Origin of the sequence: Dietzia papillomatosis NBRC 105045, assembly GCF_001570845.1 — a bacterium.
GTDB classification, from domain to species: Bacteria; Actinomycetota; Actinomycetes; order Mycobacteriales; family Mycobacteriaceae; genus Dietzia; species Dietzia cinnamea.
The window spans coordinates 25,041-42,866 of record NZ_BCSL01000033.1 but is presented as its reverse complement, the minus strand read 5'-3'; the positions used below and the strand labels follow the sequence as shown (position 1 = coordinate 42,866).

Annotated in this window: 15 protein-coding genes and 2 pseudogenes; 6 read left to right on the top strand and 11 right to left on the bottom strand. The window is 70.4% G+C overall.

What is annotated here, in order from left to right; translation table 11 throughout:
* Positions 1-378 (bottom strand): annotated as a pseudogene (locus DPA01S_RS12015) (HNH endonuclease); the annotation flags it as partial.
* Between the two features lie 121 nt (positions 379-499).
* On the opposite strand from DPA01S_RS12015, the gene DPA01S_RS12010 reads away from it, so the two are divergent.
* Positions 500-1,261 carry an IclR family transcriptional regulator gene (locus tag DPA01S_RS12010; RefSeq protein WP_061227429.1) on the top strand — a complete coding sequence of 254 codons (762 nt, stop codon included), beginning with the start codon at positions 500-502 and terminating at the stop codon, positions 1,259-1,261.
* Here the strand turns inward: DPA01S_RS12010 and DPA01S_RS12005 are convergent.
* Positions 1,258-2,043 carry a 2-keto-4-pentenoate hydratase gene (locus DPA01S_RS12005; protein ID WP_174521494.1) on the bottom strand — a complete coding sequence of 262 codons (786 nt, stop codon included), beginning with the start codon at positions 2,041-2,043 and terminating at the stop codon, positions 1,258-1,260. The two genes, DPA01S_RS12010 and DPA01S_RS12005, sit on opposite strands and share 4 nt — an antisense overlap.
* A gap of 60 nt (positions 2,044-2,103) precedes the next feature.
* Here DPA01S_RS12005 and kstD point away from each other — a divergent pair, with 60 nt between their 5' ends.
* A complete protein-coding gene (kstD, locus tag DPA01S_RS12000; protein ID WP_061227558.1) occupies positions 2,104-3,810 on the top strand; it encodes a 3-oxosteroid 1-dehydrogenase in 1,707 nt (568 codons plus the stop codon).
* Between the two features lies 1 nt (position 3,811).
* The gene (gene chsH3, locus DPA01S_RS11995; protein WP_061227431.1) at positions 3,812-4,672 is read left to right on the top strand and encodes an enoyl-CoA hydratase ChsH3; all 861 of its coding nucleotides are present in this window, start codon (positions 3,812-3,814) and stop codon (positions 4,670-4,672) included.
* A gap of 17 nt (positions 4,673-4,689) precedes the next feature.
* Here chsH3 and DPA01S_RS11990 read toward each other — a convergent pair whose 3' ends face one another.
* From DPA01S_RS11990 to DPA01S_RS11980, 3 genes are read right to left on the bottom strand one after another with little or no spacing between them, the layout of a single operon-like run.
* Entirely contained in the window at positions 4,690-5,733 is a 1,044-nt protein-coding gene (locus DPA01S_RS11990; RefSeq protein WP_061227559.1) for an LLM class F420-dependent oxidoreductase, read from the bottom strand.
* 10 nt (positions 5,734-5,743) lie between these two features.
* A complete protein-coding gene (locus tag DPA01S_RS11985; RefSeq protein WP_061916511.1) occupies positions 5,744-6,088 on the bottom strand; it encodes a hypothetical protein in 345 nt (114 codons plus the stop codon).
* On the bottom strand, positions 6,085-6,375 hold the full coding sequence (locus tag DPA01S_RS11980; RefSeq protein WP_061227433.1) for a hypothetical protein: 291 nt from the start codon (positions 6,373-6,375) through the stop codon (positions 6,085-6,087). Before DPA01S_RS11980 ends, DPA01S_RS11985 begins: the two co-directional genes overlap by 4 nt.
* Before the next feature lie 34 nt (positions 6,376-6,409).
* Between DPA01S_RS11980 and treS the strand changes: the two genes are divergently transcribed.
* A complete protein-coding gene (gene treS / locus DPA01S_RS11975) occupies positions 6,410-8,221 on the top strand; it encodes a maltose alpha-D-glucosyltransferase (protein ID WP_232303123.1) in 1,812 nt (603 codons plus the stop codon).
* Positions 8,218-9,609 carry a maltokinase N-terminal cap-like domain-containing protein gene (locus DPA01S_RS11970; RefSeq protein WP_061916508.1) on the top strand — a complete coding sequence of 464 codons (1,392 nt, stop codon included), beginning with the start codon at positions 8,218-8,220 and terminating at the stop codon, positions 9,607-9,609. Before treS ends, DPA01S_RS11970 begins: the two co-directional genes overlap by 4 nt.
* 105 nt (positions 9,610-9,714) lie before the next feature.
* On the opposite strand, the gene DPA01S_RS11965 is transcribed toward DPA01S_RS11970, so the two are convergent.
* A complete protein-coding gene (locus tag DPA01S_RS11965) occupies positions 9,715-11,367 on the bottom strand; it encodes an AMP-binding protein (protein ID WP_061916505.1) in 1,653 nt (550 codons plus the stop codon).
* 186 nt (positions 11,368-11,553) lie between these two features.
* Here DPA01S_RS11965 and DPA01S_RS11960 point away from each other — a divergent pair, with 186 nt between their 5' ends.
* Positions 11,554-12,633 carry an alpha/beta hydrolase gene (locus DPA01S_RS11960; RefSeq protein WP_061227436.1) on the top strand — a complete coding sequence of 360 codons (1,080 nt, stop codon included), beginning with the start codon at positions 11,554-11,556 and terminating at the stop codon, positions 12,631-12,633.
* 20 nt (positions 12,634-12,653) lie between these two features.
* Here the strand turns inward: DPA01S_RS11960 and DPA01S_RS11955 are convergent, their stop codons facing one another.
* The 5 genes and pseudogenes from DPA01S_RS11955 to DPA01S_RS17595 all read right to left on the bottom strand — a co-directional run.
* Complete coding sequence (locus DPA01S_RS11955; protein ID WP_061227437.1) at positions 12,654-13,832, bottom strand: lipid-transfer protein; 1,179 nt, start codon at positions 13,830-13,832, stop codon at positions 12,654-12,656.
* Positions 13,829-14,278 (bottom strand): MaoC family dehydratase, encoded by a 450-nt coding sequence (locus tag DPA01S_RS11950; RefSeq protein ID WP_061227438.1) that lies wholly within the window; start codon positions 14,276-14,278, stop codon positions 13,829-13,831. The genes DPA01S_RS11955 and DPA01S_RS11950 overlap by 4 nt, the downstream gene beginning before the upstream one ends.
* A complete protein-coding gene (locus DPA01S_RS11945) occupies positions 14,275-15,384 on the bottom strand; it encodes a bifunctional MaoC family dehydratase N-terminal/OB-fold nucleic acid binding domain-containing protein (protein ID WP_061916502.1) in 1,110 nt (369 codons plus the stop codon). Before DPA01S_RS11945 ends, DPA01S_RS11950 begins: the two co-directional genes overlap by 4 nt.
* 60 nt (positions 15,385-15,444) lie before the next feature.
* Positions 15,445-16,647, bottom strand: a complete 1,203-nt coding sequence (locus DPA01S_RS17600) for an acyl-CoA dehydrogenase family protein (protein ID WP_311200884.1) — start codon at positions 16,645-16,647, stop codon at positions 15,445-15,447.
* Between the two features lie 117 nt (positions 16,648-16,764).
* Positions 16,765-17,760, bottom strand: a pseudogene (locus tag DPA01S_RS17595) (acyl-CoA dehydrogenase family protein); the annotation flags it as partial.
* Between the last annotated feature and the right edge of the window lie 66 nt (positions 17,761-17,826).

The following is a 17,826-nucleotide window of genomic DNA, read 5'->3' as shown; positions in this document are numbered from 1 at the left end:
TTGCTCGGGCACCAACCCCCGGTCGACCGAGGACCTCAGGCGCAACAGCCGGGAGTGGATCTGCACTCCGGCCGTGACCAGTCGCTCGGCGTGCCAGCACGTGAGCTGACACGCCGCCGCCAGATGGTCCCGGGCCCGCGACTCCGGAGCGAGCCGCGCATAGGCCGGCCGCGGCGACGCCTCGCGGCGCTCCGCGTCGGCTGCCTCCGCCTCCGCCGCGCGGGAGAACTGCTGGACGAGCATGTGCGCGGCCTCCAACCGCGTGGCACCGGCCCGGTTCTGTGCCAGCGTCGCCGCCCGCGCCGCGTCACTGACCGCCTTCATGTCGGCAGCGCCGAGTGGATCGGAGACGGCGAACAACGGCTTCGCTTCCGACATCTTCACCCCCCCCACGCCGCCTCAGTAGAACGTATATACGACCCTAACCGGCGCGCAGGAATAGCGCAAGAGTTCGATTCAACGACCCCGGCGTGTCCGACCCGCGCGCTACACTCACCGCATGACCGAGCCGCCCACCTCCCCCGTCGATCGCGCCTTCGAGGTGCTGCGTGTGACGGCGGCGGGCACCGGGATGACCCTGAGCGAGATAGCGCGGGAGACGGGGCTGGCCAAGTCCACGGCGCTGCGATTGCTCACCGCCCTCGAGCGCAACGACGCGGTGACGCGGATCGGCCAGCGCTACCGGCTCGGGCCGCTGGTCCAGGAACTGGACCCGATCCCCGTCTCGCCTGAATATGAGCGGATTCGGCGGGCACTCACGCCGTTCCTCGCGCACCTCTTCGAGGCCACGCGCGCGACCGTCCACCTGGCCACCCTGCACGGGGACGAGGTGGTCTATCTCAACAAACTGCACGGCCCACGCCCGATCCCGTCACCGTCACGGATCGGGGGCGGGCTACCCGCGTACTGCACGGGGGTGGGAAAGGCGATGCTGGCGTTCGACGAGGATGCCGCCGGCCGCGTCGCGCGGTGGCCGATGATCGCGTGGACCGAGACCACACTGACCTCGCCCGACGCGCTGGAGGTGGAGCTCGGCGAGATCCGCCGGAAGAAGCGCGCGGTGGACCGCGCCGAGCTCACCCCCGGGCTGTACTGCGTGGCGGCGCCGGTGTTCGACGACGACGAGGAGGGCGCCGGCGGCACACGGGCAGTAGCTGCCCTGTCCGCGAGCGCGGCGGACGAGAACGCCCTGGCCCGGCTCGAACCGCTGGTCACCCGCGCGGCCGCGGCAGCCGGGCGCGCCCTGAGCTCGGACCGTTAGCGGAACGCCATCGTCACGTCGCCCAGGCCCGCGAACTCCGCACGGAAGGTGTCGCCCGGCGTCGCGTCCATCGCGCGAATGGCGGTGCCCGGGAGGATGATGTCGCCCTTGCGCAGTCGGACGCCGAATTTCGCGACCGTCGAGGCCAACCATCCCACCGAGTTCAGCGGGTTGCCCAACACCGCGTCGGAGCGGCCCGAGGCGAGGAACTCGCCGTTCTTGTAGAGCGTCGCATCGATTGCGGCCACGTCGATGTCCGCCAGACGCACGCGCTGCCGGCCGATGACGTAACCGCACGACGAGGCGTTGTCCGCGATCGTGTCCGGCAGCTTGATCTTCCAGTCGCGGATCCGGGAGTCGATGAGCTCGATCGACGGGACGACCCACTCGATCGCCGCCGCGGCCTCCTCCTGCGAGCACCCCTCCGGCGGGATGTCAGCACCCAAGATGAAGCCCACCTCCACCTCGACGCGCGGGAAACAGAAGCGCGCCGCCTCGATCGGCGCGCCCTCCGGATACTCCATGGAGTCGAGCAGGTGACCGTAGTCGGGCTCGTCGACGCCCATCATCTCCTGCATCGCCTTGGACGCCAGACCCACCTTGTGGCCGATGACGACTGCACCGGCGTCGAGCTTGCGGCGAATGTTGACGAGTTGGATCTCGAACGCGTCGTCAGCATTCATGTCCGGATGGTCGTCGGTCAGCGGGGCGATCGGCGAGACGTCGGTCTCGGCGTCCCACAGTCGCTGGGCCAGAGTGGCGCGGGTCTCCTCGGTGAGCATGACGGGCATGCTACCTGGGGCGTCTGGCGTGACGACGATCAGTTCTATAACGTGTTCTACATGGCAGACCAGGAATTCGACGTCGTCGTCGTCGGCAGCGGTGGAGCAGGCATGACGGCCGCCCTCGCGGCAGCAAAGAAGGGCCTCAGCGTGGTCCTCGTGGAGAAGGCCCCGCACTACGGAGGCTCCACCGCCCGCTCCGGCGGCGGCGTGTGGATCCCCAACAACTCGGTGCTCCAGCGCGACGGTGTCCTCGACACCCCCGAGGCCGCGCGGACCTACCTCCGTTCGATCGTCGGCGACGTCGTCCCGGCCGAGCGGATCGACACCTACGTCGACCGCGGGCCCGAGGTCCTCGACTTCGTCCTCGCCAACTCCCCGCTCCGGTTGGAGTGGGTCAAGGACTACTCCGACTACTACCCCGAGGCTCCCGGCGGTCGCCTCGGAGGCCGGTCCGTCGAGCCGAAGCCGTTCGACCTACGACAACTGGGGTCCGAAGCCGACAAGCTCGAGCCCGGTTACGCCAAGGCCCCGGCGAACATGGTGGTCATGCAGTCCGACTACCGGTGGCTCAACCTGCTGCAGCGGCCGACCACCAAGGGCATCCGCCGCTCGATCAAGGTGTCGCTGCGGATGTTCCTCGCGAAGGCCCGGGGGCAGAACTCAGTGGGCATGGGCCGGGCGCTCATCGCCGGCCTGCGCAAGGGCCTGCTCGACGCGGGCGTGCCGGTGTGGCTCGAGACGCCCATGACCGGTCTGGTCACCGAGGGTTCCGGCAACGAGGAGCGGGTCGTCGGCATCACCGCGATGCGGAACGGTGAGGAGGTCACGCTGCGCGCGCGCCTCGGCGTGGTGATGGGCTCCGGTGGATTCGAGCACAACCAGGAGATGCGGGACAAGTACCAGCGTCAGCCCATCCCCACCGACTGGACCGTGGGTGCGGCCGCCAACACCGGTGAGGGCATCGAGGCCATGGAGCAGGTCGGCGCCGAGCTGTCCTTCATGGAGGACGCCTGGTGGGGTCCCACCATCATGCTCCCGCGTGGTCCGTGGTTCGCGCTGGCCGAGAGGTCTCTGCCCTGCTCGTTCATGGTCAACCCGCGCGGTGAGCGCTTCATGAACGAGTCGCTGCCCTATGTCGAGGCAGGCCACAGGATGTACGGCGGCGAGTACGGCCAGGGTGAGGGCCCGGCCGAGAACCTGCCAGCCTGGATCATCTTCGACCAGGAGTACAAGAACCGGTACCTCTTCGCCGGTCTGCAGGCCAAGCAGCCGCTGCCCAGGAAGTGGCTGGCGACGGAGAACTTCCACAAGGCGGACACCCTCGCCGAGCTCGCCGAACTCATCGGCGTACCGGCCGACGCCCTCGAGCGCACCGCCGAGCGCTTCAACGGTTTCGCCGAGAAGGGCCGCGACGAGGACTTCCAGCGCGGTCAGTCGGGCTACGACCACTACTACGGGGACCCGACCAACAAGCCCAACCCGAGCCTCGGCCCCGTCCGCAAGGCCCCGTTCTACGCGGCCACGATGGTGCCCGGCGACCTCGGCACCAAGGGCGGCGCCAACACGGACGTCCACGGCCGTGTGCTGCGTGAGGACGGCTCCGTGATCGAGGGACTCTACGCCGCGGGCAACGCGTCCTCGCCGGTCATGGGCCACACCTACGCCGGCCCGGGCGCCACCATCGGACCCGCCATGGTGTTCGGTTACCTCGCCGTCGAGCACATGCTCGCCTCCACCCCCTCCACCCAGAAGACGGGAGTCTGACGTGCCGATCGATCTCGACACAGCCCTCGGGGCACAGCTGCCCTCCCAGGAATTCTCCTGGACCGCCTCCGACGTGGCGCTCTACGCACTGTCCGTGGGCGCGGCCGCCGACCCCACGGACACCACAGGGCTGGAGTATGTCCACGACTCCGCGCCCAAGGTGCTGCCGTCGTTCGCCACCGTCGCGGCGACGATGAACGTCACCGAGGCGCCGAAGGTGTCGTTCCCGGGTGTGGAGATCGACCTGGCGAAGGTCGTCCACGGCAGCCAGTCCGTGACGCTGCACCGCCCCATCCCGGCCGCCGGCACCGCCGTGACCACCACGAAGATCGCCGAGATCCAGGACAAGGGGTCGGCCGCGGTGATCATCCAGGAGTCCGAGACGGTCTCCGCCGACGGCGAGAAGCTGTGGACCTCCCGGTCCGGCATCTTCGCGAAGGGCGAGGGCGGCTTCGGCGGCGAGCGCGGAACGTCGGAGAAGGTCGAGTACCCCGAGCGGGACGCCGACCACACCATCGAGGTGGCCACGCTCCCCCAGCAGGCGCTGTTCTACCGCCTGTGTGGTGACCGCAACCCGTTGCACTCGGACCCCGCGTTCGCCGAGGCCGCCGGGTTCCCGCGTCCGATCCTGCACGGCCTGTGCTCGTACGGGGTGGTCCTGCGTGCGGTGGTCGACGAGGTGCTGGGCGGCGACGTCTCCCGCGTCAGCGGGTACGGCGTCACCTTCGGCGGCATCTTCTTCCCCGGCGAGACCATGCGCGTCCGCGTGTGGGAGGAGGGCTCGCGCCTGCTCGTGGCGGCCACCGTCGCGGAGCGCGACGACGCCCCCGTGTTGAAGAACGTGGTGGTCGAGCTCGCCTGACCGGCGCCCAGCGCAGGTCAGCACATCTCGCGGAACTGCTCCACGAGGCGCAGTCGGCCGGGCGCGTCGAGGGCCATGGGGACCACGGTGAGCGTGGTGGCGCCCGCCTCGCGGAACGCCTCGACCCGCTCGGCGACGTATCCGGCGGGCCCGATGAGGGAGACCGAGCGGACCAGCTCGTCGGGGACCGCCGCTGCAGCCTCTTCCTTCTTGCCGTCCAGGTAGAGGTCCTGGATGCGGGCGGCCTCGTCCTCGTAGCCGTAGCGGCACGCGAGCTCGTTGTAGAAGTTCTTACCGCGCGCGCCCATGCCACCGATGTAGAGGGCCAGGTGCGGCCGGACGAGGTCGAGGTAGAAGGGCACCTCGGCCTCGTCGCAGATCGCCAGGGCGGGGCCGGCGTAGACGTCGAGCTCGCCGAGCGACGGGTCGCGCTTCGCCCTGCCCGCCGCCAGGGCGTCACCCCACGCGAGGTGCGCCTTCTCCGGGTGGAAGAACAGCGGCTGCCAGCCGTTCGCGACCTCGGCGGCCAGTTCGACGTTCTTGGGCCCGAGCGCGGCCAGGACGATCGGGATGGTCGAGCGCACCGGATGGTTGATGAGCTTGAGCGGCTTGCCCAGCCCGGTGCCCTGGTCGGCGGGCAGCGGGATCTGGTACTTCTTCCCGTCGTGGACGACCTTCTCGCGGCGCCACACCTTGCGGCAGATCTCGATCACCTCGCGCGTGCGGGCCAGCGGCGCGTCGTACTTCACGCCATGGAAGCCCTCCACGACCTGCGGGCCCGAGGCGCCCAGGCCCAGCACGAACCGGCCGTCGGAGACGAAGTCCAGCCCGGCCGCGGTCATGGCGGTGAGCGTGGGCGTCCGGGTGTAGATCTGCAGGATCCCCGACGCCAGCTCCATGGTGGACGTCTTGGCCGCGAGGTAGCCGAGCTGGCTCACGGCGTCGAACGAGTACGCCTCCGGGACGAACGCGATGTCCAGTCCCGCCCTCTCGAGGTCCGCGGCCTCCGCGGCCGTCTCGGCGAACCCGCCGCTGTAGTTCAGAGCCATCCCGATGCGCATGCGCGTCACGCTACCGGGGTGCGGGCACGCCTCTGATCACCGCGTCGACCTCCCCGCCTATGCGCACGAACACCCCGATCCGGCGGCACAGGGGCGTGTCCGCGCGTTCGTAGCCCACGAGTCGGTACCCGGCATCCGCCGCGACGGCGAGGACGGTGGCCTCGGGGAGGTCGATGTCCGAGGTGGGGACGACGACGAGCTCGCCACCGCGCAACATCCGGGCCAACCGCAGCCGGCGCGCACGGTCATCCCCCCGACGCCGCCACCACCGGCGGGCGGCGATCACCGCGGCGGCGATCACCCACGCGAGCAGCGGGAGCAGTGCCAGGACCGTGATCACCCAGCCGGGGCTCACCGCAGGTCACCGGTCGGATGGGCGTCCCCGCCGCGGACGAAGTGCATCGGCTCGAGCCACGGGCCCCGCTGGACGAGCGCCCGCGCGCCCCCGACGGTTTCCCAGCCCCTGGACCGGGCCGCCGCGTGGACGACCACCCTCGGCAACCGCAGCTCCCACGGGCGGAGGACCACCTCGTCGTCGTCGCCGTCCAACCGCACGGCGAGCGCACGGGCGCGCCGGCCGTGCCGGCCCCGGAAGGCCCGCACCACGCCGCGGACCCGCTCGGTCGGGTCGATTTTCCGCATGCACCGGATCGTACGGGGCCGTAGGCTCGCCGACATGGCACCCAAGCCGCGCCTGCAGTCCGAGTCCCGCCCCGTCGATTCACGCGCCGCCGACCCGCGGCCGGCCGACCCCGAGCTCACCGACGACGGGCACGTCGTCGAGCCCAGCGCGGACGACTACCGTCACGCCACCGAACTCGAGATCAACCACGACTGGTACAAGTCCGCGGTGTTCTACGAGGTCCTGGTCCGGGCCTTCTACGACTCGGACGGCAACGGCACCGGCGACCTCCGTGGTCTCATCGAGAAGCTCGACTACCTCGAGTGGCTGGGCGTCGACTGCCTGTGGCTGCCGCCGTTCTACGACTCGCCGCTGCGCGACGGCGGGTACGACATCCGCGATTTCCGCACCGTGCTGCCGGAGTTCGGCACCGTCGAGGACTTCGTGGAACTCCTCGAGCAGGCCCACAGTCGCGGGATCCGGGTGATCACCGACCTGGTCATGAACCACACCTCCGACGCCCACGCATGGTTCCAGGAGTCCCGCGCCGACCCGACCGGCCCGTACGGCGACTTCTACGTGTGGTCCGACGACGACACGCGGTACCCCGAGGCCCGCATCATCTTCGTCGACACCGAGTCCTCCAACTGGACCTATGACCCGGTACGCGGGCAGTTCTACTGGCACCGCTTCTTCTCCCACCAGCCCGACCTCAACTACGACAACCCCGAGGTCCAGGAGGCGATGATCGACGTCCTGCGCTTCTGGTTGGACCTGGGCATCGACGGCTTCCGCTTGGACGCCGTGCCGTACCTGTTCGAGCGCGACGGCACCAACTGCGAGAACCTGCCCGAGACCCACGAGTTCCTGCGCAAGTGCCGCGCCGTGGTCGAGGAAGAGTACCCGGGGCGTGTGCTGCTCGCCGAGGCCAACCAGTGGCCCGACGACGTGGTGGACTACTACGGCGAGCCCGAGGTGGGCGACGAGTGCCACATGGCGTTCCACTTCCCGCTCATGCCGCGGATCTTCATGGCCGTGCGGCGGCAGTCCCGCTTCCCCGTCACCGAGATCCTCGCCCACACCCCCGACATCCCGTCCTCGGCGCAGTGGGCGATCTTCCTGCGTAACCACGACGAGCTCACGCTCGAGATGGTCACCGACGAGGAACGTGACTACATGTACGCGGAATACGCCAAGGACCCGCGGATGAAGGCCAACATCGGCATCCGCCGGCGCCTGGCCCCCCTGCTCGACGGTGACACCAACCAGCTCGAGCTGTTCACGGCGCTGCTGCTCAGCCTGCCCGGCTCGCCGATGCTGTATTACGGCGACGAGATCGGGATGGGCGACAACATCTGGCTCGGCGACCGCGACGCCGTCCGCACTCCGATGCAGTGGAGCCCCGACCGCAATGCCGGGTTCTCCCGCTGTGATCCGGGCCGGTTGTACCTGCCCGCGATCATGGACCCCCTGTATGGCTACCAGGGCGTCAACGTGGAGGCGCAGATGAACTCCACCGCCAGCCTGCTGCACTGGACGCGGCGCATGATCCACGTCCGCAAGGACCACCCCGCGTTCGGGCTGGGCGAGTTCGTCGACCTCGGCGGCTCCAACCCGTCCATCCTGTCCTACCTGCGCACGCTCGAGGGCGCCGACGGCGAGCCCGACGTCATCCTCTGCGTCAACAACCTGTCCCGGTTCCCGCAGGCCGTGCGTCTGGACCTGGCCGAGTTCGCCGGCCGCCAACCGCACGAGCTCACGGGCGGGGTGCCGTTCCCCGAGATCGACGCCGACCCGTACCAGCTCACGCTGCCCGGGTACGGCTTCTACTGGCTCGAACTGCGCAGCCCGGAGGAGGGACCGTGAGTATCGCCCCCGTCGACGACGACGCCCTGGCCCGACTGCTCACGGACTGGCTGCCCGAGCAACGCTGGTTTGCCGGCAAGGGACTCGAGCTCAGCGGCGTGCGGGTCGCCCGACGCGCCGTGCTACTGGACGATCCGGAGGTGCTGGTCGAGCACCTTCTCGTGGACCTCGAGGTGGACGGTCGGCCACAGCGTTATCAGGTGCCCATCGCCACCGCGCCGGAGCTGCCGGGCGACCGGCGCGCGTTCCCGCTGACCCCCGAGGGCGCCTCCCCCGTCGTCTACGACGGACTGCGTGACCCGCGCGGTACCGAGTCACTGCTGCAGCACCTGGGTGAGCAGGCCGAGGTCGGGGGCCTGCGCTTCCGCCTCGTCGCCGACGCGCCCGTACCCGAGCCCACGTGGGGGCGGTTGCTCGAGGGCGAGCAGTCCAACTCCTCCCTGGTGTTCGGCGACGACCTCATGCTCAAGGTGTTCCGCCTGGTCCAGCCGGGCGTCAACCCGGACGTGGAGCTCCACGCCGCGCTGGCCGACCGGGACTGCCCGGCCGTGGCGGCGCTGCGGGGCTGGGTGGAACTGAGCGGCGACGGGGACGACTGCGAGGGGGGCGACACCGGAAACGGGCCCACGACCCTGGCGATGGCCCAGGAGTTCATGGCGGGCGCGGCCGACGGGTGGGCGATGGCCACGGCGAGCGTCCGAGACCTGTTCGCCGAGGCCGATCTGCTGGCCGAGGAGGTGGGCACCGACTTCGCCGACGAGGCCGGCCGGCTCGGGGCGGCCGTGGCGCAGGTGCACGAGGACCTGGCGGCCGCGACCGGCGTGACGACGCGCGACGGTACGGACCTCGTGGCGTCGATGCGGGCGCGGCTGGACGCGGCGGTGGCCGAGGTACCGGCGCTGGCGGAGTTCGCGGACGCCGCGCGGGCGGTGTTCGACGAGGTCGCCGGCTCCGGCCCGGTACGCGTGCACCGCATCCACGGCGACCTGCACCTCGGCCAGACCCTCCGGGCACCGGACCGCTGGATCGTCATCGACTTCGAGGGGGAGCCGGCCGCACCCCTCGCCGAGCGCCGGGTGCCGGACTCGCCTGCCCGCGACGTGGCGGGCATCCTGCGCAGTCTCGACTACGCGGCCCAGCACACGCTCGTCGGCGTGGAGGACCGGCAGCTGCGCTTCCGGGCCCGCGAGTGGCGTGACCGCAACGTCGACGCCTTCTGCTCGGGGTACGCCGAGGTCAGCGACGCCGATCCTCGCGACTCCGGGGCGCTGCTGCGGGCGTACACACTGGACAAGGCCCTGTACGAGGTGGTCTACGAGTCACGAAATCGACCCGGGTGGGTCCCGGTGCCGATGGGTGCGGTCGAGCGGATCCTCGCCGCCGGCTGACCGGCTACGCACCCCGCGAAGCACACTCCCTGCGACGCACCGCGGCCGGGCCGCTGGTACGGGCCCGGCCGGGGTGGTCACTGCTCGTGCGTCACTGCCCGTGCGTCACTTGGTGGAGATCTGCTCCTTGGCCCACTTGTAGTCGGCTTTGCCCGCGGGCGAGCGGCGGATCTCGGGCACGACGACGATCACCTTGGGCACTTTGTAGTTGGCCAGGGACTCACGCAGGAATGCGGAGAGCTCCTCCGGCTCGGCCGACGTGCCCTCGCGGAAGGACACGACTGCGGCGACCTTCTGTCCGAAGCGCGGGTCGGGGGCGCCGGCGACCAGCGCGTCGTGCACGGCCGGGTGGGCCTTGAGCGCCTGCTCGACCTCCTCGGGGAAGACCTTCTCCCCGCCCGTGTTGATGCAGCCCGAGCCGCGGCCCAGGAACACGATGGAGCCGTCCTCGCGGATCCGGCCCATGTCGCCGAGCACCGCGACCCGCTGACCGTCGACCACGGGGAAGGTTTTGGCGGTCTTCTCCGGGTCGTTCCAGTAGCCGAGCGGGACGTGACCGCGGCGCACGATGTAGCCCACCACGTCTGATCCGGGGGCGACCGGCTGGTTGGACTCGTCGATCAGCCCGAGGCGCGGGGTCGGCGCCAGGACCATCTCGCCGTCCTCGTTGAGGTTCAGCTCGCCGTCGTTGCCGGTCTCGGAGGCGCCGAAGTTGTCGCGGATTATGACGTTCGGGAACTCTTCGTGCAGGCGGTCACGCGAGGACTTGGACCAGATGCCGCCGCCGGAGGCGACCATGAACATCGAGCTGAAGTCCTTGGTTTTCTTGGCCTCGAGCAGGGCGTCGGTGATCGGCACGGCCATGCCGTCGCCGACGAACATCAACAGGCCGGCCTTGTGCTCGGCGGTCGCGTCCACGATGACCTCCGGGTCGAAGTCGCGGAACAGGATCAGGTGGCCACCCATGTTGACGAAGGTCAGCAGCGTGAACAGTCCGGCGCCGTGCATGAGCGGGGCTGAGATGACGACGCGGAATCCGCCGTCGGGCGAGACGTTGTCCGCGACCTCCTGCGGGCTGTGCCGCTTGTCTCCGTAGGGGTTACCGCCGGACAGGCAGGCGTAGTAGTAGTCCGACATCGTCCACTGGACGCCCTTGGGGAACCCGGTGGTGCCGCCGGTGTAGACGATCCAGTGGTCGTCACCGCGGGCCGGCTCGAACCCGCGCTCCGCCGATTGCTGCGGCAGCTCGGCGTCGACGTCGACCAGGGCGAGGCCGGCGGCAGCACACGCGTCCGCGAGGACCTGAGGCGTCCCGCCGACGGCGAGGATCGTGCGCGTGCTGGTCAGTTGCGGCACCGCGGCGGCCATCGTCTCGGCGAACTCGGCGTCGACCATCACGGCGACCGACTGCGAGTCGTTGAACAGGTAGACGAGCTCGGCCGGGGTGTAGCGGTAGTTGACGTTGATCCCGGCCACGCGGATCTTCATGGACGCCACGATGGCGGCCATGTGCTCGGCGCTGTTCTTCATGTACAGCGCGACGTGGCTGAGCGGCTCCGCACCGTGGGCCTTCAGGAGGTGACCCATTCGGTTGGCGAGCTCATCGATCTGCCGGTACGTGTAGTCGACACCGTCCATGGTGAGCAGCGGGTTGTCCGGGATCCTGTCGGCCACGGCCTCGAACACGGCGGCTTCGTTCATGTCCGGGTTGGTTCCGGCGAGGGGATCGGTGGACTGATCGGCAACTGCGTCGGTCATCGGGGCAGGTCCTTAAGAGCGGGGGCTGTGTGTCTTCTCTCACATTGTGGCCTGAACTTGTTCTCATGTCCAGACCCGGTACTGAGCAGCGACAATCGGGCATTACTGCAACAGGTTCCACCTCGCGACGAACCTCCGGGCATGGTTACGGGTGACCACCGTCAGTCGAGCGTCTACATTGCGCACATGAGCGGATCACGGCCCCGACATCCCGGCCCGCCGTACGACGGCGGCCTCCGACTGCCACGCTCGACCGGGTCCGGCGACGTCCCCCAGGACGGCCGCCGTTCGTCCGACCGCGAGGCCGACCGGCCGTCCCGACGCGGGCCCGTCCTCCAGGGGCCCGCCGAACAGGGGACGCTCCGCTCGCGGGGCCTCGCCGAGGCCCTGCGCCTGATCGTGCGCCCCGCCCTGGACCGGATGCCCGCGACCGACGCCTCGCTCGGGCGGCTGCGGGCCCTCACCTCGGGAGCGGGCCGCGCCGCCGCGCTGGAGAGCACCAACGACTGGTCGTGGGACGGGCCGGTGCCCGGCCTGTGGGTGGGCCGCAAGCGGTTCTTCGACTCCGACAAGGTGATCTACCACGTCCACGGTGGCGGCTTCGCGTTCGGATCCCCGTGGTCACACAAGGCGCTCGCGTCCCGGATCGCCAGCGAGACCGGCGTCCCGGTCTTCCTACCGGATTACCGGCTCGCGCCCGAACATCCGCACCCGGCGGCCACCGAGGACACCATCGCCGGCTGGGAGTGGCTGATCGAGATGGGGTTCCCGGCCGCGAACATCGTGGTCGCCGGCGACTCGGCCGGAGGCAACCTCGCCCTGCAGCTGGTGGCCCACCTCGAGAGGACGCGGGCGCCGATGCCTGCAGGCGTCGTGCTGCTCTCCCCCTGGGTCGACCTGGACTTCACGGACATGACCGAGCGGGACCGGGCGCGCAAGGACCCGTTCCTCGCCCTGGGGCTCGCCGAACTGTGCCGACGGCAGTACGCGCCCGGGGTGGACCCGGACGATCCGGCCATCTCCCCGATCAACTACGAGCCGTCCCCGGACTGGCCGCCGTTCCTCATCCAGGCCGGCGGCCAGGAGATCTTCCGGGGCGGGATCGAGCGCATGGCAGAGAACTTCGCCGAGCACGGCGTGCGCCACGAGTTCCAGCTGTGGCCGGACCAGTTCCACGTGTTCCAGGTCTTCCACCCGCTCGTCCCGGAGGCGCGGGTCGCGGTCCGCGACATCGGCTCGTTCGTCCGGGGGTGCCTGCGCCGCTGAGCCGGCGGCGCTGGCGCGTGTCAGGGCTGCGCGGTGAGGACGAGTCCCGAGGTGGGCACGCCGGTCCCTGCGGTGACGACGAGCTTCTCGGCGCCGGCGACCTGGTTGACCGACTCCCCGCGGAGTTGACGCACGCCCTCGGCGATGCCGTTCATACCGTGGATGTACGCCTCGCCGAGCTGGCCGCCGTGGGTGTTGAGCGGCAGCCGGCCGCCCACTTCGAGGGCACCCGGCTCGCGGACGAAGTCCTTGGCCTCGCCGCGCCCGCAGAAGCCGAGCTCCTCGAGCTGCATGAGCACGTACGGCGTGAAGTGGTCGTACAGCACCGCCATGTCCATGTCCTCGGGCCGCAGGCCCGACTGGGACCACAGCTGGTCGCCGACGATCCCCATCTCGGGCAGACCCGCGAGCTCGGGGCGGTAATACGAGGTCATGATGTATTGGTCCGGCCCGGAGCCCGAGGCCGCCGCCGCGATCGAGACCGGCTCGTGCGGCAGGTCGCGGGCCCGCTCGGGCGTGGTCACGACGATCGCCTGGCCGCCGTCCGACTCCTGGCAGCAGTCCAGCAGGTGCAGGGGCTCGGCGATGTAGCGCGAGGCCTGGTGCTCCTCCAGCGTGATGGGCTTGCCATAGAAGAACGCCGCCGGGTTGGCCGCGGCGTGCTTGCGGTCCACCACCGCGACCCGGCCGAAATCCTCGCTCGTCGCGCCGTACTCGTGCATGTAGCGCTGCGCGACCATCGCGACGAACCCGGCCGGGGTGGACAGCCCGTGCGGGTAGGAGAACGCGTTGTCCGTGCCCGAGGAGTTCACCTGGTGCACGAGCGCCGAGTTGACCTGACCGAAACGCATCCCCGAGCGCTCGTTGAACGCGCGGTAGCAGACCACGACCTCCGCGACGCCGGTCGCCACGGCCATCGCCGCCTGCTGGACCGTCGCGCACGCCGCGCCGCCGCCGTAGTGGATGCGCGAGAAGAAGTTGAGACCGCCGATACCGGCGGCGCGGGCCACGGCGATCTCGGTGTTGGTGTCCATCGTGAACGACACCAGGCCGTCGACGTCCGACGGCTGCAGACCGGCGTCGGCCACCGCCGCGCGGACGGCCTCGGCGGCCAGCCGGAGCTCGGACCGGCCGGAGTCCTTGGAGAAATCGGTCGCGCCGATGCCGACGATCGACGCCTTGTCCGCGAGGGAGCTCACTGCGGGCCTCCGTTCATGTAGAGGGTCGCGGTCGAGGTGACATGCGCGCCCAGCGAGTCCGTGCCGACGATCTTCAGCGTGACCAGCCCGTCGCCATCGATCCCCGTGACCTCACCCGTGAGGGTCAGGGAGTCGTACGCGTACCAGGGCACGCCGAGGCGCAGCTTGATCGAGGTGATGCGCGCGCGCTGGCCCGCCCAGTCCGTCACGTACCGCTGCACGAGGCCGGTGTCGGTGAGGATGTTGACGAAGATGTCCTTCGAGCCCTTGGCGTGGGCCAGGTCGCGGTCGTGGTGCACGTCCTGGAAGTCCCGCGTCGCCAGGGCGGAGGCCACGATGAACGTCGGCGTCCCCTCGATGGTCAGCTCGGGCAGCCGGTCCCCCACCGTGGCGGCGGGCGGTTCGGCGGGGCAGATCACGTCGGTCACCGCACTGTTCTCGCTCATTTGCCGCCACCTTCCTTGACCTCGGGCATCTGACGGTCGATCGGCGCACCGGCCGGTCGCCAGGCGTACAACGTCCACGGATCAGTGCCGAACGCGGCGTCCTCGGACTCGTCGCCGGGCATGTCGAGGAACTCCACCTCGACCTCCATGCCGATGCGGACCTCCGCCGGGTCGACGTCACGCAGCTCGCCGAGCATGCGCACGCCCTCCTCCAGCTCCACCAGCGCGATGACGAACGGGAACTTCGTCCGGCCCGGCACCCGCGGCGCGTGGTGGACCACGAAGCTGAACACCGTGCCGCGGCCGGAGGACACGACGTAGTCGGTCTGCTCGGACCTCTCCTTCCACAGCGCCGGCACGGGCGGGTGCTGCAGGGATCCGTCCTCGCGCTTCTGGATGCGCAGCTCGTGGGCGGCGACGCCGTCCCAGAAAAACCGTGTGTCGTGGGAGACCGACGGGCGCAGGACCTTGCCCACCACCAGGTCGTCGGTGGCCGAGCCGGAACTGGCGATGATCCGCTCCTCCGACGAAGCCGAGCCGGCCGGCTCCGCGGTCTTGGCCGGCGGCCGGAACTTGAGGATCCGGAAGTCCATCTCGGCCACGACCTCGTCGCCGACGCGCCAGTAGTTGCGGGTGGTGAAGAACCACCCCTCGCCCAGGCCCGTGGTCTTGGGTCCCACCACGTCGACCAGCATCGACTCGATGGTCACCTCCTCGCCCGGGCGGGTGTAGCGGTGGTAGACCGAGTCGCAATTGGTCGCGACGACCGAGGTGAATCCCTCGGCGTCGAGGATGTCGGTCATGCGGCCCAGCGGGTCGTCGGCCTCGCGGGTCTTGCCGAGCCCGCGCATGGTCCACACCTGGGCCATCGCGGGCGGCGCGACGAGTCCGCCGTGACCGGCCGCGCGGGCCGCCTCCTCGGACTCGTAGATGGGGTTGGTGTCGCCGATCGCCTCGGTCCAGTTGCGGATCATCGGCAGGTTGATGGGGTCGCGGCCCGCGCGGCGGGCGCTGCCGCCGGAGGCCTTGACCTCGTCGGCCGCGGCGAGGATGCGCGCGGCCCGCTCGTCGGTCACTGTGTCGTTGAACACCGTGTCGTCACTCATGGGTGCCTTCTCGTCGGGGTGGATGCGCAGCGGGGCTGCGCTGGCGGGACGGGGCCGGCGTCAGCGCGCCGTGCGGGGCATGCCGAGGCCGCCCATGCAGACCAGCTCGCGCATGACCTCGTTGACGCCGCCGCCGAAGGTGATCACGACGTTGCGCTTGTTCATCATGTCGAACCAGCGCTGCAGCGCCGCGGTGTCCGGGTCGGTGGGGTCGCCGAAACGGCCGAGCAGTTCCTCGACGATCCGGCCGACGTGTTGGATCTTCTCCGTGGAGAACACCTTCGACGCGGCGGAGTCGCCCATCGACGGGTTGTCGCCCGTCGAGGAAACCTGCCAGTTGAGCAGCTCGTTGAGCCGGACGATCGCGAAGATCTCCGCGAGGCCACGCCGCACCTCGGGCCGGTCCAGGTGGCGCACGCCGTCGGCACCGGTGCCGCGGGCCCAGGCGGCGAGCTCGTCGTAGTACCCGCCCGGCCGGCCCGACGGGGCGAGCATGACGCGCTCGTGGTTGAGCTGCGTGGTGAGCATCTTCCAGCCGCCGTCGACCTTGCCCACGACCATGTCCGCCGGGACGCGCACGTCGGAGTAGTAGGTGGCGTTGACGTGGTGCGCACCGTCGCAGGTGATGATCGGCGTGAACGAGAAACCCGGATCGGTGGTGTCCACGATGAAGATCGTCAGCCCGCGGTGGCGCGAGTCCGGGGTGCCGGTGCGGGCGGCGAGCCAGATGTAGTCGGCGTGGTGTCCGCCGGTGGTCCACATCTTCTGCCCGTTGATGATCCAGTCGCCGGTCGCCTCGTCCCTGCGGGCCGTGGTGCGCAACGCGGCGAGGTCGGTGCCGGCGTCGGGCTCGGAGTACCCGATCGCGAAGTGGATCGTCCCGTCGAGGATCCCTGGGAGGAACTTCTCCTTCTGCTTCTCGGTGCCGTACTTCTGCAGCGTCGGGCCGACGGTCTGCAGCGTCACCGAGGGCAGCGGAACGTCGGCGCGGGTGGCCTCGTTGGTGAAGATCTGCTGCTCGATATGGCCGAAGCCCTTGCCGCCGTACTCGGTGGGCCAGCCCACGCCCAGCCAGCCGTCGCGACCCATCCGCTTGATGATCTCCGCGTAGGTGTCGCCGTGACGGGTGGTCGCGATGTCCGCGGCCTCCTCCGGCGAGATGAGGGTGGAGAAGTACTCGCGCAGCTCGGCCTGCAGCGCGCGCTGCTCGGCGGTGAGGTCGATGAACGCGGCGTCGGCGTCGGTGTCGGCGTCGGCGGCGATCGCGTCGCCGGAGGCGGGGGCCACCTGCTCCACCGGGTCGGCGGCGATCGCCGCGCCCAGCGCGTCGAGGTGCAGCTGCGCGCCGCCGACGAAGCGGGCGAGGTCCTTGACCGCCGAGGAGTACTTGAACATCGGGTACGTGACGTCCACGCCCACGCCGCCGTGGAGGTGGTGCAGGAGTTGCACCGCGCGCGGCCCCTCGGCGGCCAGCCAGTACGCGCCGATCGTGGGATCGGTCTCGTAGCGGTCACCGGGCCCGGCCAGCCCCTCGGAGATCCGCCACGCCACCGACTGCGCGATCACGTGCAGCGTCTGCGAGACGATGTAGACGTCCGCCAGCTCCTGCTGCACCGCCTGGAACGAACCGAGCGGCTTACCGAACTGCACCCGCTCCTTGAGGTAGCCGGCAGTCATCTCCAGCGCGCCGGCCACGAGACCGTCACCGTGGGCGATACAGGCGGCCAGGACGAGACGCCGGAACTCCTCGAGGACCGACTCCGATCCCGAGCCGCGGAGCACGTCGGCGTCGTCGACCTCCACGCCGTCCAACCGCATCGCGTACTCGGGCACGCCCAGGGAACCGAGGGTGGGGGTCAGGGTGACGCCGGGGGCGTCGGGGGCGACGACGACGAGGGCGGCGCCCTCGGGCGTGGACGCCGGCACGAGGATCGCGCGGGCCTGGGCCGCGTAACGGACGCTGGTGACGGTGCCGGTGAGGGTCCCGCCATCCAGGCGCACGGTCGGCTCGAGCGGCAGGGGGTTGCCGGGCTCGGCGACGGCGGCGGTGAGGATGCGGCCGTCCTCGATGCCGGAGAGCAGTCGCTTCTGCTGGTCGGCGGTGCCGAGGGTGACGATCGGCAGTACGCCGAGGCCCAGGGTCTCCAGGGCGGGGATCACCACGCCGGCGCGGCCGACCTCCTCGAGCACCACGGCGATGTCGGCGGGCGTGAGGTCGTCGCCGCCGAGCGCTGCGGGCAGGCCCAGCGAGAGCAGCCCGGAGGTGGCGAACGCCGACCAGAGGCGCTCGTCGAAGCCGGCGTCGTCGACACTGCGGCTGGGCAGCGCGGTGAGCAGTTCCTCGGCCGGGGCGGCCGTCGACAGCGCGCCGGCCACCGCCTCGGCGACGGCGACCTGGGTCTCGGTACGCGTGAAGTCCACGATCAATCCTGTTCGGGTACG

Coding starts and splice junctions, on each gene's coding strand:
- DPA01S_RS12010 (WP_061227429.1), top strand. CDS start 500: ATGACCGAGCCGCCCACCTCCCCCGTCGATCGCGCCTTCGAGGTGCTG.
- DPA01S_RS12005 (WP_174521494.1), bottom strand. CDS start 2,043: ATGCTCACCGAGGAGACCCGCGCCACTCTGGCCCAGCGACTGTGGGAC.
- kstD (WP_061227558.1), top strand. CDS start 2,104: ATGGCAGACCAGGAATTCGACGTCGTCGTCGTCGGCAGCGGTGGAGCA.
- DPA01S_RS11990 (WP_061227559.1), bottom strand. CDS start 5,733: ATGCGCATCGGGATGGCTCTGAACTACAGCGGCGGGTTCGCCGAGACG.
- DPA01S_RS11980 (WP_061227433.1), bottom strand. CDS start 6,375: ATGCGGAAAATCGACCCGACCGAGCGGGTCCGCGGCGTGGTGCGGGCC.
- treS (WP_232303123.1), top strand. CDS start 6,410: ATGGCACCCAAGCCGCGCCTGCAGTCCGAGTCCCGCCCCGTCGATTCA.
- DPA01S_RS11965 (WP_061916505.1), bottom strand. CDS start 11,367: ATGACCGACGCAGTTGCCGATCAGTCCACCGATCCCCTCGCCGGAACC.
- DPA01S_RS11960 (WP_061227436.1), top strand. CDS start 11,554: ATGAGCGGATCACGGCCCCGACATCCCGGCCCGCCGTACGACGGCGGC.
- DPA01S_RS11950 (WP_061227438.1), bottom strand. CDS start 14,278: ATGAGCGAGAACAGTGCGGTGACCGACGTGATCTGCCCCGCCGAACCG.
- DPA01S_RS11945 (WP_061916502.1), bottom strand. CDS start 15,384: ATGAGTGACGACACGGTGTTCAACGACACAGTGACCGACGAGCGGGCC.